Origin of the sequence: Sulfitobacter sp. M368 (assembly GCF_025141875.1) — a bacterium.
GTDB lineage: Bacteria > Pseudomonadota > Alphaproteobacteria > Rhodobacterales > Rhodobacteraceae > Sulfitobacter > Sulfitobacter mediterraneus_A.
Map to the genome: position 1 here is coordinate 1,529,752 of NZ_CP081113.1, position 13,675 is coordinate 1,543,426.

Annotated in this window: 16 protein-coding genes; 4 read left to right on the forward strand and 12 right to left on the reverse strand. The window is 59.4% G+C overall.

Going from position 1 to position 13,675, the window contains the following annotated elements; genetic code table 11:
* Positions 1–21: 21 nt before the first annotated feature.
* The 5 genes from cobT to K3754_RS07685 form a co-directional block, all read right to left on the reverse strand.
* The gene (gene cobT, locus K3754_RS07665; protein WP_203211592.1) at positions 22–1,899 is read right to left on the reverse strand and encodes a cobaltochelatase subunit CobT; all 1,878 of its coding nucleotides are present in this window, start codon (positions 1,897–1,899) and stop codon (positions 22–24) included.
* The gene (locus K3754_RS07670) at positions 1,892–2,596 is read right to left on the reverse strand and encodes an aspartate/glutamate racemase family protein (RefSeq protein ID WP_259942562.1); all 705 of its coding nucleotides are present in this window, start codon (positions 2,594–2,596) and stop codon (positions 1,892–1,894) included. Before K3754_RS07670 ends, cobT begins: the two co-directional genes overlap by 8 nt.
* A 21-nt stretch (positions 2,597–2,617) precedes the next feature.
* A complete protein-coding gene (gene cobS / locus K3754_RS07675; protein ID WP_259942565.1) occupies positions 2,618–3,604 on the reverse strand; it encodes a cobaltochelatase subunit CobS in 987 nt (328 codons plus the stop codon).
* A 116-nt stretch (positions 3,605–3,720) separates the two neighbouring features.
* Positions 3,721–5,388 carry a tetratricopeptide repeat protein gene (locus K3754_RS07680; protein WP_259942568.1) on the reverse strand — a complete coding sequence of 556 codons (1,668 nt, stop codon included), beginning with the start codon at positions 5,386–5,388 and terminating at the stop codon, positions 3,721–3,723.
* A 130-nt stretch (positions 5,389–5,518) separates the two neighbouring features.
* Complete coding sequence (locus K3754_RS07685; protein ID WP_203211588.1) at positions 5,519–6,145, reverse strand: J domain-containing protein; 627 nt, start codon at positions 6,143–6,145, stop codon at positions 5,519–5,521.
* Between the two features lie 75 nt (positions 6,146–6,220).
* Between K3754_RS07685 and K3754_RS07690 the strand changes: the two genes are divergently transcribed.
* Positions 6,221–6,478: a BolA family transcriptional regulator gene (locus K3754_RS07690; RefSeq protein ID WP_259942572.1), complete on the forward strand. Its 258-nt coding sequence runs from the start codon at positions 6,221–6,223 to the stop codon at positions 6,476–6,478.
* Positions 6,479–6,487: 9 nt separating this feature from the next.
* On the opposite strand, the gene K3754_RS07695 is transcribed toward K3754_RS07690, so the two are convergent.
* Entirely contained in the window at positions 6,488–6,913 is a 426-nt protein-coding gene (locus K3754_RS07695) for a DUF4177 domain-containing protein (RefSeq protein ID WP_409202372.1), read from the reverse strand.
* Between the two features lie 171 nt (positions 6,914–7,084).
* Entirely contained in the window at positions 7,085–7,513 is a 429-nt protein-coding gene (locus tag K3754_RS07700) for an Rrf2 family transcriptional regulator (protein ID WP_203211585.1), read from the reverse strand.
* 77 nt (positions 7,514–7,590) lie between these two features.
* Between K3754_RS07700 and K3754_RS07705 the strand changes: the two genes are divergently transcribed.
* Positions 7,591–7,746 carry a hypothetical protein gene (locus tag K3754_RS07705; RefSeq protein WP_259942578.1) on the forward strand — a complete coding sequence of 52 codons (156 nt, stop codon included), beginning with the start codon at positions 7,591–7,593 and terminating at the stop codon, positions 7,744–7,746.
* Complete coding sequence (locus tag K3754_RS07710) at positions 7,743–8,147, forward strand: group III truncated hemoglobin (RefSeq protein ID WP_259942580.1); 405 nt, start codon at positions 7,743–7,745, stop codon at positions 8,145–8,147. Before K3754_RS07705 ends, K3754_RS07710 begins: the two co-directional genes overlap by 4 nt.
* On the opposite strand, the gene K3754_RS07715 is transcribed toward K3754_RS07710, so the two are convergent.
* The 3 genes from K3754_RS07715 to K3754_RS07725 all read right to left on the reverse strand — a co-directional run bounded on the left by K3754_RS07715 (position 8,148) and on the right by K3754_RS07725 (position 11,528).
* The gene (locus tag K3754_RS07715; protein WP_203211582.1) at positions 8,148–8,621 is read right to left on the reverse strand and encodes a thioesterase family protein; all 474 of its coding nucleotides are present in this window, start codon (positions 8,619–8,621) and stop codon (positions 8,148–8,150) included.
* 24 nt (positions 8,622–8,645) lie between these two features.
* Complete coding sequence (gene gatB, locus K3754_RS07720; RefSeq protein ID WP_259942581.1) at positions 8,646–10,157, reverse strand: Asp-tRNA(Asn)/Glu-tRNA(Gln) amidotransferase subunit GatB; 1,512 nt, start codon at positions 10,155–10,157, stop codon at positions 8,646–8,648.
* Between the two features lie 72 nt (positions 10,158–10,229).
* The gene (locus K3754_RS07725; protein ID WP_203212157.1) at positions 10,230–11,528 is read right to left on the reverse strand and encodes a hypothetical protein; all 1,299 of its coding nucleotides are present in this window, start codon (positions 11,526–11,528) and stop codon (positions 10,230–10,232) included.
* A gap of 254 nt (positions 11,529–11,782) precedes the next feature.
* Here K3754_RS07725 and K3754_RS07730 point away from each other — a divergent pair, with 254 nt between their 5' ends.
* Positions 11,783–12,505: a transglycosylase SLT domain-containing protein gene (locus K3754_RS07730; protein WP_203211580.1), complete on the forward strand. Its 723-nt coding sequence runs from the start codon at positions 11,783–11,785 to the stop codon at positions 12,503–12,505.
* Here K3754_RS07730 and K3754_RS07735 read toward each other — a convergent pair.
* Both K3754_RS07735 and K3754_RS07740 read right to left on the reverse strand, forming a co-directional pair.
* Positions 12,499–12,957, reverse strand: coding sequence for a hypothetical protein (locus tag K3754_RS07735; protein WP_259942584.1), 459 nt, complete (start codon positions 12,955–12,957; stop codon positions 12,499–12,501). The two genes, K3754_RS07730 and K3754_RS07735, sit on opposite strands and share 7 nt — an antisense overlap.
* Positions 12,938–13,675, reverse strand: a complete 738-nt coding sequence (locus K3754_RS07740; RefSeq protein ID WP_259942587.1) for an SDR family oxidoreductase — start codon at positions 13,673–13,675, stop codon at positions 12,938–12,940. The genes K3754_RS07735 and K3754_RS07740 overlap by 20 nt, the downstream gene beginning before the upstream one ends.

Consider the following 13,675-nt stretch of genomic DNA (forward strand, 5'->3'; position numbering starts at 1 on the left):
AAAAAACTCAATCCAGCGCTCTCAACTGGCTCGGCGGATACCCATGACGCGGGCCCGTGCCCGTGGATCACTGTCAAACAGCGCCGCCAGTTGTTCGGTCATTGCACCGGCCAATTGCTCCACATCGGTGATCGTCACCGCGCGGTCGTAATAGCGCGTGACGTCATGGCCGATACCGATGGCCAGCAGTTCCACAGCCTTGCGTTTCTCGACCATGGCGATCACATCGCGCAGATGCTTTTCCAGATAATTGGCGGGGTTCACCGACAGGGTGCTGTCATCCACCGGCGCCCCGTCCGAGATCACCATGAGGATCTTGCGGGCTTCATGCCGCGCCAGCATCCGGCGGTGCGCCCATTCCAGCGCCTCACCGTCGATGTTCTCCTTCAGCAGGCCTTCTTTCATCATCAGCCCCAGATTGGGCCGGGTCCGCCGCCACGGGGCGTCAGCGGACTTATAGATGATGTGGCGCAGATCGTTCAGGCGACCGGGCTGCACCGGGCGACCTTCGTTCAGCCACGCCTCGCGAGCCTGCCCGCCTTTCCAGGCGCGGGTGGTAAAACCGAGAATCTCGACCTTGACGTTACACCGCTCCAATGTGCGGGCCAGAACATCGGCACAGATCGCGGCGATGGAAATCGGCCGACCGCGCATGGAGCCGGAATTGTCGAGTAGCAGCGTCACAACCGTGTCGCGGAATTCGGTATCTTTCTCGACCTTGAAGGACAGCGGCGTCGTGGGATTGGCCACAACCCGCGCCAGCCGGCCCGCGTCCAACATGCCTTCTTCGAGGTCAAATTCCCAAGACCGGTTCTGCTGGGCCTGCAAACGGCGTTGCAACTTGTTGGCCAGACGGCTGACCGCGCCCTTGAGCGGCTCAAGCTGTTGGTCGAGATAGGCCCGCAGGCGTTCAAGCTCTACCGGCTCTGCCAGATCTTCGGCTCCAATCACCTCGTCGTGGGTGTCCATATAGACCAGATAATTGGGATCGGCGTCCGAAACCGGCTGCGGGGCAGGTGGCTCAAGCGGGGCCTCGCCTTCGGGCATTTCCGCCTCTTCGCCCAGTTCCTGATCGGCCATTTCGTCCATCGAGACCTGCGCCTCGGCGCTGTCTTGCTGTTCTTCCTGGCTTTGCTCGGCGCTGCCTTCGGCGTCGTCTTCGTCCTGATCGTCCTCGCCGGTGCTGTCGGGGTCTTGTTCTTCCTCCGCGCCTTCTTCGGCCTCGTCTTCCATGTCTTCGTCAAGCTGGTCAGGATCATCGCCCAATTGATCGCCATAACCCAGATCGCTGATCATCTGGCGGGCGAATTTGGCAAAGGCGGATTGGTCTTCCAGAATATCCCCAAGGGTGTCCAGCGTACCGCCGGCCTGTTCCTCGATATAACCGCGCCACAGCTCCATCGCGTTGTCCGCGCCGGGGGGCAAGTCGCGCCCGGTGGCCAGATGGCGCACCAGATAGCCCGCAGCGGTGGCCAGTGGCACGTCACTGGCCTGTCTGGCCTGATCATAGCCCTTGCGCAGGGCGTCATGTTTGATTTTGACGTCGATATTACCCGCGGTGCCGGGCATGTCGCGCGCGCCCACCGCTTCGCAGCGGGCGGTCTCCATGGCCTCGTAAAGATCGCGCGCCATTTCCCCTTGCGGGGCATAGCGTGCGTGGGTCTGGCCGTTGTGATAGCGCCGGTTCAGCGCCAGCGCATCGGCGGTTCCACGGGCCAGCAAAACCTCTTCGCGGGTCATGCGGCGGGTCACTTGCGGCAGGCGCATGGTGTCGCCGGACAGGCCGGAGGGATCTACCGAATAGCTGACCGTCAGTTCGGGATCATTGGCCATGACCTTGGACGCTTCGGCAAGCGCCTTTTTGAACGCATCTGCGGGATTGTCGGATGGTTTAGACATTGGTTGCCCCCATTGCATGCTCGTTCAGATCAGCCGCCCCCGTGGCCAGCTTGACCAGAAGGTCGATATGTATGTCTAGCGCGTCAATCACCCGATAGCCAATATCGCGCCCGTCAAACGCAAGGTTCAGATCGGTGCCTGCCAGAACGACGGCATCCGCGCCAGCGTCGATCAGGCTTTGACCCTGCTCAAAGAAATAGCTGCGCTGCGCGTCGGTGCAGATGCTCGACAACGCCATATCGAGATAGGTTTGGCCCGCGCCGGCGATGTCATCGGGCGCAATGGCCGCGGTGTTCTCAAGCTGGCCGTATAATTTTGTGCGCATCACCACTGCCGTTCCCAACAAGCCAACCGTTTTGATGCCCTGCTGCGTGAAGTATCCGTCCAGCGGGGTCACACCGCTGATCAACGGCAATGCGGACAGCGGCACGGTTTCCTCAATGCAGAAATGCCCCCCCAAAGAGGTGATCACCGCACAATCGGCCCCCGCCGCCTTGAGCCGGTCAATCAATCCCGCATAGACCTTTGCCTGCGCGGCGCGGTCATCTGCCAGATTGTTTTTCACCAGAACATTGGCATCCGCGTTGACGATGGTCAGCTCCAGCGGCTGCCCCAATGCGCGCAGGGCAGACGTCAGTTTTTGATAATAGACAACCGTGGATGCCGGACCGATGCCGCCGATCAAACCTAAGTGCATGACGCCTCCTTAGGCTTTGGCTTACCCCAAGCTAACGCTGGCCGCGCTTTCGGGCAGTTCCTCATCGAACAGACGCTGATAGAACTCCGCCACCGTCTGGCGCTCCAGCTCGTCACATTTGTTGAGAAAGGACAGGCGGAAGGCATAGCCGACATTGCGGAAAATTTCGGCGTTCTGGGCCCATGCGATGACGGTACGTGGCGACATCACGGTGGAAAGCTCACCGTTCATGAAGGCCGTACGCGTCAGGTCCGCAACAGTCACCATCTGCTTGACCGTTTTGCGGCCCGCTTCGGTGTTGTAATGCGGGTTCTTGGACAGAACGATCGCGGTTTCTGCATCAATGCTGAGATAGTTCAGCGTCGCCACCAAAGACCAACGGTCCATCTGGCCCTGGTTGATCTGCTGTGTGCCGTGGTAAAGGCCAGTCGTGTCACCCAGACCCACGGTGTTGGCGGTCGCAAAAATGCGGAAATAAGGGTGGGGCGTGATCACCTGGTTCTGGTCCAGCAGGGTCAGCTTGCCGTCCACTTCCAGAACACGCTGGATCACGAACATCACATCGGCGCGGCCTGCGTCATATTCATCAAATACAATCGCGGTCGGGTTGCGCAGCGCCCAGGGCAGGATGCCTTCTTGGAAGTCTGTAACCTGCTTGCCGTCCTTGAGCTTGATCGCGTCCTTACCGATCAGGTCGATCCGGCTGATGTGGCTGTCGAGGTTGACGCGCACCGCAGGCCAGTTCAGGCGGCTTGCCACCTGTTCGATATGGGTCGATTTGCCCGTGCCGTGATAGCCCTGGATCATCACGCGGCGGTTGTGGCTAAAGCCTGCAAGGATCGCCAATGTCGTATCGGGATCAAACTTGTAAGTGCTGTCAAGTTCCGGGACGCGGTTGGTGCGTTCGGCAAAGCCTTTTACAACCATGTCCGTATCAATACCGAAAACCTCGCGGACGCTGATTTCTTCGGTTGGTTTGGTGTCGATATCCAGCGCGCCGTCGGCCATCTGTCCTGTCCTTTTCTCTGGTGCGCCCCAAAGGGCGGCTCAAGCCGGACCGTTGTTCACCATTCGTCCGATGGGTGCAAGGGTTGGGCTAATGGTTTGTCAGACTTTAAGGCCAGTTATTTGGTGCAACATTGCGTCACGGCAACCTGGGCACATCCACAGGCCGCCAAAATGGGCCGATCCGCGCGGGCATTGGCCAGATCGAGGCGCAATTTGATGTGCGGTGCCTCTTCGGTTTTTCCCTGTGCGATCAGACAGTCGTAAAGCCCGCGCAGCGCCCAAACGTTGTCCGGATGCACGCAGGCACGGGGCAGGCCGGGGGCAAGGCCGAGATCCTCGCGAAAGACCTGTTCGGCCTCGGCATATTGCCCTTGTTCATAAAGCAACGCGCCGAGGGCATGGCGGGTGGGCTGGATCCAGCCCCAGGGTTCGTCATAGGGCAGGGCATCATCCAGCGCCACGGCCCGGCGCAGATGCGCAAAGGCCGTGTCATAGTCGCGCTTGCGATAGGTCAGCTCCCCTCGCAGCATCGCCTCGGCCACGTCCAACAGGTCAACCCCGCGCACATTATGCGACAGGCGGCTTTCCGGCACGCGGGCCTTGGCGGCCAGAAACACCTCAAGCTGCGCCTCGGCTTGCGGTACATTGCCAAGCGCGGAATGGGCCAGCGCCTTGGCATATTCGATAAAAGCCGTGGTCATACAATAAAGTTCGGTGTCGGCAGGCAGATCCAGTTCGAGGATCTCGTTCCACATGCCAAAGCGGATCAGGACATGGGGCTCTTTGCCCAAGGCCGTTTCGAAATAATCGGCCATCGGGGGTGATTTGATCTCCAACAGCTCTGGCGGGACGGTCTCTGCCATTTGCCGCACGGCCTGCATGGCTGGCTCAAACTGTCCCAGAAACATCGCGCCGCAGATCACAAAGTGATAATTGTGCTGCCGGTAGCCGGTGTAAATGTTGAACGCGCCTTCTGCCTCGTAATATTTCAGATCGGCCTCGATCGCCTTTTCGTTCCAGCGCACGACATTTTCGTAATGCCCGCAAAGCACATCAATATGGGTGGGCATATGCACCAGATGGCCCGCATCGGGCACCAGCGTGCGCAGCACATCCGCCGCCTTCAGCGCCTTTTCCGGAAAGGGGGACATTTCCATCAGGTGAACGTAGAGATGCAGGATGCCGGGATGCGCCATGCCGCCGGGCATGGCCATGTGCCGCTCCAGCACCTCTTGCGCCTCTTCGGTCGCCGCATCAAAGGCTATTGCGCCGGTTTCGAGGTTCCACATGTTCCATGGGGTCAGGTTCATCAATGCATCGACAAAGATGGTGGCGATGTCGGCGTCATGGGGAAAGGCGTGGTGAACCGCGCGCATCGCATCGGCAAAGTCATAATCCCACTGGTGCATGTCCTCGATCACCTCCCGCTGTGGATAGCGTGCGGTGAGCGCGTTGATCAGGGCCGCTTCCGGCGGGGACGCATGGGCAATCTGCGCCAAGGCGGCTTGGGTGGCGTCATAGGACGCGGCAAGCGCCTCCGCCCGGCCTTTGTCATCGAACAGATCCCAGGACATGTTGTAATTGGGACCGGCCGCATAGGCATGCCCCCAAAAGGCCATGGCGCAATGCGGATCTGCGGCGGCGGCCTTGATAAAGCAGGCAACCGCCTCTTCGTGGTTAAATCCGTAGATCCAATTGAGGCCGCGATCGAACCATGTCTGCGCGTCCGCTGCGCCAGTCGTCAATGTGCGGCCGTATCGGCCCAAATCATAAGGGTAATTCATCTGCGCGGCTCCTGCGGTTTGGCGCAGGATGCCAATTGCAATGGGCTTTGCCCAGACCCGGCAGATGAAAAAGCAAAAGGACCGCCAGAGCGATCCTTTAAGGTTTTGATATCAATCTGATATATTCAGATCAGTCCTTGAAATTCCGGCTGCCTTTGATCTGGTCCCATGCCCATACAACCTCTTGCAGCTGCTCTTCCTGGGACCGGTCGCCGCCGTTCATATCGGGGTGAAGCACCTTGATCAGAGCCTTGTAGGCCTTGCGTACCTCGGGCTTGGACCATGTGTCCTTGGCTTCAAGTATTTCGATGGCGCGGCGTTCGGTGGGGGGCAGGCGGCGGCCCGCCTGTGGCCCGCGACCGGGATTCTGAGTCGCGTTCTTACCCAGCACCTGATGCGGGTCTTCAATCCCAAGACGCGCCCATGCGCGCGCTTCGGGATCGCCCAGCGGCTTGGTCTTGCGTTCCCACACCTTGTCTTCGGACATCTGGGCGTTCATTTCGGCCTCGGTGGTGCCGTCAAAGAAGTTCCACTTGAGATTATATTCGCGCACGTGCTGCTGGCAGAACCAGAAATAATCGTCCAGAACATCGGGTGCTTTGGGCGCGCGGAACTTTCCCGCCTCCTCGCATCCCTCATGATCGCAGATCCGTGTCGATGTCTCGGACGCGCCGGACATGCCACGGCGACCGCGCGGATTTTTCTTTTTCGATGTGGACACGGACATGTCAAATCCGAACGGATCTGGTTTGGGCATAGTGATAGACCTTTTAGACTCAGGCGGCAGAGTTTAGACTTTGTGCAGCGAGATTGAAGGGGCTTCGGAAAAAAAATGTCGAAAACGCAAGAGATCGAAGACCGGCTGACCGCTGCCTTTCCCGATGGCGAGGTTCTGGTGGTGGATGACAGCGAAAGCCATCGCGGACATGCGGGCTATCAAGAGGGGGGCGAAAGCCATTTCAATGTGCGCATCCGGTCCAAGGATTTTGAAGGCAAAAACAGGTTGGCGCGGCACCGGGCGGTTCACGCCGCACTGGGGCCGGAGCTGATTGCCCGGATTCACGCGCTGGCACTTGATTTAGACGTTTAAGAGTGCCTCTTAATTATCTGATTTTGATTTATTTCTTGCCTTTGCAAGAACCTCAAGTGGTGAGCCGATACCGGCCACATCATCAGTGTCTTCAACGCCGTTATCCACAGGGTTGTCCACAGGTGTTTTGGGCTGTTCATCGGGCTTTTCTGTAGCCTTGTCCTCAGCTTTTTCAGGAGCCACTTCCGAGGGCTTTTCCGCCTCAGACTCCCCGGCCGTTTCAGGCTTTTCGGGGGCAGGATCTTTGGGCATTTCCACTGGCACAGGGGCAGGCAACAGTTCAGGCGTAAAGGCTTCGGTCTGGGTTTCCACCGCGCGGCGGAACACCAAAACGTGACGCCACTCTGTTGTAGATGATGTCAGACCGGACCGTTCGACACTCGGCAGCGTTTCCGCACGCTGGTATTCCCAGCCATCGCCACCAAGTGTGTTCATCAGCGCTTGAAGCGCATTGGAAAACCGGGCCTCCGGTGTCCGTAATCCCTTCGCTTTGAGACCTTTTGTCGGGGCGGGCACAACTTTGTATTCGTAACGGGGCATAGGAACATCTCTTTAAAATCTGCGCGCTGTCTACCTTATGACGCGCCCAAAGGGAATGTTATCCGTTCATGGGGCAAGCAAACTGGCCAATGCGCCGCGATTGGCAGAGACATCGGCGAGGCTATAAGGGTCCAACGCGGCAAAGAACGCCTCTTTGGCCTGGGCCAGCGGATCGCGCAGACCGCAGGCAGATTCGATGCGGCATTGGCAGTTCGGGCCAAAGCATTCCACCACCGGCTCGTCCTCTTTGAGATGACGAATGACCGCGCCGATGCTGATCTCATCTGCCGCCCGAGCCAGAGTTAACCCACCTGCGCGGCCCCGTTCAGAACGTAGAAACCCGCCCCGCACAAGGGCAGAGGCCACTTTGGACAGGTGGTTTTCAGACAGGTTATAGACCTTTGCGATGCGGGCCACCGCCATCTTTTCTGGGTGGTGCACCGCCAGCGCCATCAGGATGCGCAGGGCATAGTCTGAGAATTTATCGAGCTGCATGGCTTTATTTAGCATTTACAATGCGTATTTAGAAGCGTTATAAAAGCCGCATCGAAAATACCGATTATAGGTGCGACATGACTCTATCAGATCTTATCCTTTGGCCTGGAACCCAGTTTTGCAAATGGATCGGGGTGGAGCCGACCTCGGACGCGGGTTTGATCCGCTGGATGATCAATACCTTGATCTACACCGTCGTGATGTTGATCGCCGTTTGGGTGTTTGCCGTATGAGCCTTCCGCCGAGATTTGAAGTGGATGCGGATGAGATCATCCGCGTTGTGCGCAGTTTCTACAGCGCTGTGCGGGACGATCCGGTGCTAGGGCCTGTGTTTGGCGGCCATGTTGCCGATTGGCCCAGCCACGAGGACAAGATCGTTCTGTTCTGGCGCAATGCGATCTTGGGAGAGCGGTGCTATTCGGGCAATCCCATGCAGGTTCATCTCAAGGCCAAATCGGTGCATCCCGACCATTTTACAGGTTGGCTCACCTTGTTTGACGAGGTGTTGCAGCGCGAGTTGCCGCAAACATCTGCACAGGCATGGTCGGCGCTTGCGCACCGGATCGGGCAGGGGTTGCGGTCTGGCCTGTTGGCGCAGCGCGGCGGGTTCGGAGCGCTGCCGGATCTGGGGTGATCAGGTCTTGCGCTTGATCCCGATGCTGCGGCCCACACGGTCTGGCAGAGGCATTTCGCCTTGCCCGGCCTTGAACGCCGCCAGCTTTTTCTGAATGTCGTCCGGCATCGGTGCCACGCGCGGGCCGGATTGATCAACATGCAGCGTCAGCCCTTCGGCAGTTGCTGCACGCCAGCCATCCGAATGCCACATCTCTTGATAATAATGGAAACGTTTCTCATCATAATCAATCAGTTGCAGCGTGACCGTGACCTCGTCGCCCTCATGCAATTCGCGCAGATAACAGATGTGGCATTCCGCAACATAGGTGGTGCAGCCGGTCTTTTGATACTCTGGCCCAAAGCCCAACTGCTCGTATGCGTGATCCACCGCGTGATCAAACAACACGTTGTAATAGGCCATGTTGAGATGGCCGTTGAAATCAATCCACTCCGGCAAAACCTTGAGCGGACGGGATCGGAAAAGCTGGGTCATTGGCGCTCCTGCGGGTGGCCCCATTTATGAGTTCAGCTTTTTCGCGACCAATTGGTTCACAGCCTTTGGATTGGCCTTGCCGCCCGTGGCCTTCATCACCTGACCCACAAACCAACCTGCCAATTTGGGGTTTTCCTTGGCCTTGGCGACCTGATCGGGGTTGGCGGCGATGATCTCGTCCACTGCGGCCTCGATGGCGCCGGTGTCCGTGACCTGCTTCATGCCTTCGGTCTCGACAATCTCGCCCGGCTCGCGGCCCGTGGTATAGCTGATTTCAAAGACGTCCTTGGCGATTTTGCCAGAGATTGCGTCAGATGCGATCAAATCTACGATGGCACCCAAATGGGCAGGGGATACCGGGCTTTGTGTGATGTCCTTGTCGTCTTTTTTCAGGCGGCCGAACAATTCGTTGATCACCCAGTTCGCAGCCATCTTGCCGTCGCGGCCTTTGGCCACGGCTTCGAAATAGCCCGCCGAATCCAGATCTGCAGTCAGCACCGAAGCGTCATAGTCGCTCAGCCCGAAGTCGTTGATAAAGCGAGATTTCTTCGCGTCAGGCAGTTCGGGCAGGTTGGCCGCGATGTCGTCTACCCAAGCCTGTTCAATCTCCAGTGGCAGCAGATCGGGATCGGGGAAATAGCGGTAATCATGCGCCTCTTCCTTAGACCGCATGGACCGCGTTTCCTGTTTGTCGGGGTCAAAAAGGCGGGTTTCCTGCACCACTTCGCCGCCCGCCTCGACAATCGCGATCTGGCGGCGCGCCTCGACTTCAATCGCCTGCTGGATAAAGCGCATGGAGTTCATGTTCTTGATCTCGCAGCGGGTGCCGAGGTGGGAAAAGTCCTGTGTTTCCTGATACTTCTCATACTGGCCCGGACGGCAGATCGACACGTTCACATCGGCCCGCATCGCGCCCGACTGCATGTCACCGTTGCAGGTGCCCAAGTAGCGCAGGATCTGGCGCAGTTTGCCCAGATAAGCGGCGGCCTCTTCGGGGCCGCGAATGTCGGGCCGGCTGACAATCTCCATCAGGCAGACGCCCGTACGGTTCAAATCCACAAAAGACATGTTCGGATCCATGTCGTGGATGGATTTGCCTGCGTCCTGTTCCATGTGGATGCGTTCCACACGTACCAGACGCGCGGTGCCATCGCCCATCTCAACCAGAACTTCGCCTTCACCGACAATCGGTTCATAAAGCTGGGAGATCTGATAGCCCTGCGGCAGATCGGGATAGAAATAGTTTTTCCGGTCAAAGGCCGACTTCAGATTGATCTGCGCCTTCAGGCCAAGGCCGGTGCGCACCGCCTGTTCCACACAATATTCATTGATAACCGGCAACATGCCGGGCATGGCGGCATCCACGAAAGCCACGTTGCTGTTCGGCTCTGCACCAAATTTGGTCGAGGCACCTGAGAACAATTTGGCGTTGGATTGCACCTGTGCGTGCACCTCCATCCCGATGACCAGTTCCCAGTCATTCTTGGCCCCCGCGATCACGCGTGGTTTCGGGGTGTCGTAAGTCAGATCAAGCATGGAAGGCCCTCGTGCGTTGGCGAACGTCGAAGGTCATAGGACAGGGGGCGGGGTGCTGCAAGAGGCTGCGGCTTATCCGGCGCGTGCAATTGGCCCTGTGTCGGTGAAAACGATACGTTTTCCGGCCGCTATTTCGCGTTGGAACAGTTTTGTGATGATCCGCACGGCATCTTCGCGGCCCGCTTCGGCAAAACGTGTGGCTGAGCGGATGCGCAGATTGTTGTCAAACCCGCGGGCGGCATGGGCCCAGATCATCGGGTGCAGTTCGGTCAGGTGGCGGCGCACAATCCAATGGGCGCAATCCGCGATTTGCGAGCGGATCTGATCCACATCATCATTGCCGGAGATCGCCTGTCCAATGGCATTTGCGCAATAGGCGGCCAGCAGATTGGCAGTATATGGATCGGGGCGGCGTTCAAGGATGTCGTGCAAGCCCTCGATAAAGAAGGGCAAATCGAGGTTGGCACAGGCACCTTCGTCGTTGAAGATCGCGTCAAAATAGACCCAGGTGTAGGCGCCGGCGCCCCATGTGTCAGTGGTGCGGGCGGCGGTGCGGCGTGCCTCCAGTTCCAGCTCATCATAAGAGCCGTACCAGCGCGGCAACAGGTGGTTGCCCATCGCCCGCATCACACGCGGGTTGGCAGGGTTCAAATCAATCAGCTTTTCATAGCGGTCTGCCACCGGTAGCCTGCCGGGCGCAGTGCCGCCCAAAAGGGCACAGGCCGTGCCCGCCAAGAGCGCCGATTGGTGGATTTGAATATTAAAGTCAGAGATGATGTCCGTGGCCCGGTCAAAATGCGCAGCAAAGGCGTTGGCGTTCAGTTCCGGTACATCCCCGTCCCAGCCGTTGCCGCGCCAGGCCCAGCCGATGTCCATATGCGCCTGGGCCACGATCGACCCGATGATGTGATCACCTTTGTTTTCTGCCAGCACATGTTCCAGCGCTTCAATCCCGGCCAACAGGGGCGCGCCCTTGGCTGGTTTTCCATCCATCAAGGCATGTTCAGCGGCGGCAACAACATCGGCGCGGGCGCCATATGCCATGAGATCGGCCACCGGCATCGCACCCGGTGTCATTTCGCGGCGCATGTCCGCATCTTTGATGGTTTGGGTCAGCTCCGCCCAGCGTTCCTGGCGCACCAAGGCCTGCGCCTGCCGGATGTGGCGGTCGCGCAGGGTGTCTTCGGCGGTGGGATCAGGGCATGCAATGCGCAGCGTGTCACGTTTGACCAGTGGCGCCAGCGGGACAATCGGATCCATCGCGTCCTCTTGCCGGCGAGATTTGCCGCGACGGGTGCCAACACGCGATTTATCGAGCAGCCCAAGCAGGGGGCTGGCGTGTTTTTGCAGAATGTCGTTCAGCGTTTTCATCACGGGTTTGGTCCTGGCGATTTGTGTTCGAGGTCCAATCTGCCCCTGATTTGGGGCGGAACCATGACCGCTGTGGGGTGTTCTCGCGGAGAAATCGGGCTGGAACCCGCTCTATGGCGTGGTCTGGCGCAGAATGTGCCGGATTGTTGCAAAGGGCAGGACAGTTGCGCAAAAGCCGCCTTTTTGTCGCCCTGAAGGGTTAAGGCGCGTTAAGAAACTTGAAAATGGCATCGTGGGGCACCCATAGTTTCGCGATGAAGTTTACGTTCCTTGGGGGGGCGCTGGCGATCTGGATTGGTGCGGGGGGTGTCCTCGCACAGACGGACACGCCTGTTGCAGTGGCATTGGTGGCCCCGTCCGATCAGAGTATGCCAATAGATGCGGGGCTCAAAAAGCTGCGTCCGCCGCTGCGCCGGGCCGCGCTGCCGCGCACGCGTTGGCAACATATGAAGGGCCACGCCACATGGACGCGCGGCGCATTGTCTGCGCTGGCGACCCATGGCAGGCCGCTGGTCGAACTGGTGCCTGCTGATATCGCCAAATGGTGCCCGGCCTATCCGGCAGCGGATGCACAGCAAAGGGCAGATTTCTGGGTTGGGTTCATGTCTGCACTGGCCAAACACGAAAGCACCTATCGACCTTGGGCCGTGGGCGGCGGCGGGCGCTGGTATGGCCTGCTGCAAATTCTGCCTGCAACGGCGCGGGGTTACAAATGCAATGCGCGGTCTGGCGACGGTCTCAAGAACGGTGCGGCTAACCTCAGCTGCGCGGTGCGGATCATGGCCCATACTGTGCCGCGTGACGGGGTCATCCATGGCTATCGTGGCCGCAAGGGGCAGGGGGTTACCGCCGATTGGGGCCCGATGCATTCTGCGGCCAAGCGCCGGGACATGGCCGGATGGCTGCGCAAACAGGCCTATTGCACCCGTCTGGACAAACAGCGGCCCAAGGCGCGGCCTGAAACCCCGGACTACTGACGCAGTTGGAAATGGGTGCGCCGCACCTTGAGCCCCTGGGCGGTCAAAGCGTCCTCGAAGGCCTGATGTGGCGGCGTGCATTCAAATGGCAGGCGAATTTTGCGCCCGGTCTTGAGCACCGCAGTGGCCCGCACCGAAAAGTCCAGCCGCGTGTCCAGACGCATATGATCAATATCTTCCAGCGCGATCTCGGCGCTGCGGCGGCCGGTGAACCAGCTCAGAGTATATGCGCTCAACTCCAGCCCGCTTTGGGTGTCGCGGACCACATCCCACAGCGCGGGCAGGGTGAAGGCCCCCAGGAAAGCGATGATCCACCACGCCGCTTCCAAAAACAGCAGCAAGGTCAGCAGCACCAGCCAGATCACCGCAAGCGTGATGAGCGTGCTGCGATTGCGGGCCGAGCGGCGAAAATGCAGCCCGTCCTCCATGGGATCAGCGGCCCCCGGTGACATTCAGAACCGATCCGGTGACGTAAGAGGCCTCATCCCCCAGCAGCCAGATCACCGCATTGGCGACCTCTTCGGCGCTGCCCGCGCGGCCCATGGGGGTGCTGCCGCCCAGCCGCGCGGCGCGGTCTGGCTGACCGCCCTTCATATGGATATCCGTTTCAATCAGGCCCGGCGCAATGGCCATCACCCGAATGCCATTTGGCGCGACCTCATCCGAAAGCCCCTTTGTAAAGGTGTCGATCGCGCCTTTGCTTGCGGCATAGTCGAGGTATTGATTGGCAGATCCAAGCCGTGCCGCAGCAGAGGAGATGTTGACGATCACCCCGCCGCCCGCAGGTTCCATCCTTGCCACGGCCCCCTTGGCCACCAGCATCGCGCCGATCACGTTGACATCAAAAATCTGCCGCAGGCGGGCGTGATCCATGTCAGTCAGCCGCGCCGCCTCTGCGACAATGCCCGCGTTGTTGATCAGCGCATCCAACCGCCCGAAATGATCATCGACCGCCCTGTACATGGCTTCAATGGCTTCAGGGTCCGCCACGTCCAATTGCAGGACGACCACCTTTGCCCCGGCTGCACGGGCTTTGTCGGCAACATTCTCTGCGCCCTTGGGGTCAGAGTTGTAGGTCAGCGCCAGATCGTAGCCACGGCTGGCCGCCAGTGTTGCGCAGGCCGCACCGATGCCCGCAGAAGCGCCCGTGATGAGACAAACCGGACGCAT

What these genes read in the sequence shown, in the direction of transcription:
- K3754_RS07680 (WP_259942568.1), bottom strand. Translation starts at nt 5,388, where the DNA reads ATGAATTACCCTTATGATTTGGGCCGATACGGCCGCACATTGACGACT.
- K3754_RS07705 (WP_259942578.1), top strand. Translation starts at nt 7,591, where the DNA reads ATGACTCTATCAGATCTTATCCTTTGGCCTGGAACCCAGTTTTGCAAA.
- K3754_RS07690 (WP_259942572.1), top strand. Translation starts at nt 6,221, where the DNA reads ATGTCGAAAACGCAAGAGATCGAAGACCGGCTGACCGCTGCCTTTCCC.
- K3754_RS07700 (WP_203211585.1), bottom strand. Translation starts at nt 7,513, where the DNA reads ATGCAGCTCGATAAATTCTCAGACTATGCCCTGCGCATCCTGATGGCG.
- K3754_RS07715 (WP_203211582.1), bottom strand. Translation starts at nt 8,621, where the DNA reads ATGACCCAGCTTTTCCGATCCCGTCCGCTCAAGGTTTTGCCGGAGTGG.
- K3754_RS07670 (WP_259942562.1), bottom strand. Translation starts at nt 2,596, where the DNA reads ATGCACTTAGGTTTGATCGGCGGCATCGGTCCGGCATCCACGGTTGTC.
- K3754_RS07710 (WP_259942580.1), top strand. Translation starts at nt 7,743, where the DNA reads ATGAGCCTTCCGCCGAGATTTGAAGTGGATGCGGATGAGATCATCCGC.
- K3754_RS07725 (WP_203212157.1), bottom strand. Translation starts at nt 11,528, where the DNA reads ATGAAAACGCTGAACGACATTCTGCAAAAACACGCCAGCCCCCTGCTT.
- cobS (WP_259942565.1), bottom strand. Translation starts at nt 3,604, where the DNA reads ATGGCCGACGGCGCGCTGGATATCGACACCAAACCAACCGAAGAAATC.
- K3754_RS07685 (WP_203211588.1), bottom strand. Translation starts at nt 6,145, where the DNA reads ATGCCCAAACCAGATCCGTTCGGATTTGACATGTCCGTGTCCACATCG.
- K3754_RS07735 (WP_259942584.1), bottom strand. Translation starts at nt 12,957, where the DNA reads ATGTCACCGGGGGCCGCTGATCCCATGGAGGACGGGCTGCATTTTCGC.
- gatB (WP_259942581.1), bottom strand. Translation starts at nt 10,157, where the DNA reads ATGCTTGATCTGACTTACGACACCCCGAAACCACGCGTGATCGCGGGG.
- K3754_RS07695 (WP_409202372.1), bottom strand. Translation starts at nt 6,913, where the DNA reads ATGAACACACTTGGTGGCGATGGCTGGGAATACCAGCGTGCGGAAACG.
- K3754_RS07730 (WP_203211580.1), top strand. Translation starts at nt 11,783, where the DNA reads ATGAAGTTTACGTTCCTTGGGGGGGCGCTGGCGATCTGGATTGGTGCG.
- cobT (WP_203211592.1), bottom strand. Translation starts at nt 1,899, where the DNA reads ATGTCTAAACCATCCGACAATCCCGCAGATGCGTTCAAAAAGGCGCTT.
- K3754_RS07740 (WP_259942587.1), bottom strand. Translation starts at nt 13,675, where the DNA reads ATGCGTCCGGTTTGTCTCATCACGGGCGCTTCTGCGGGCATCGGTGCG.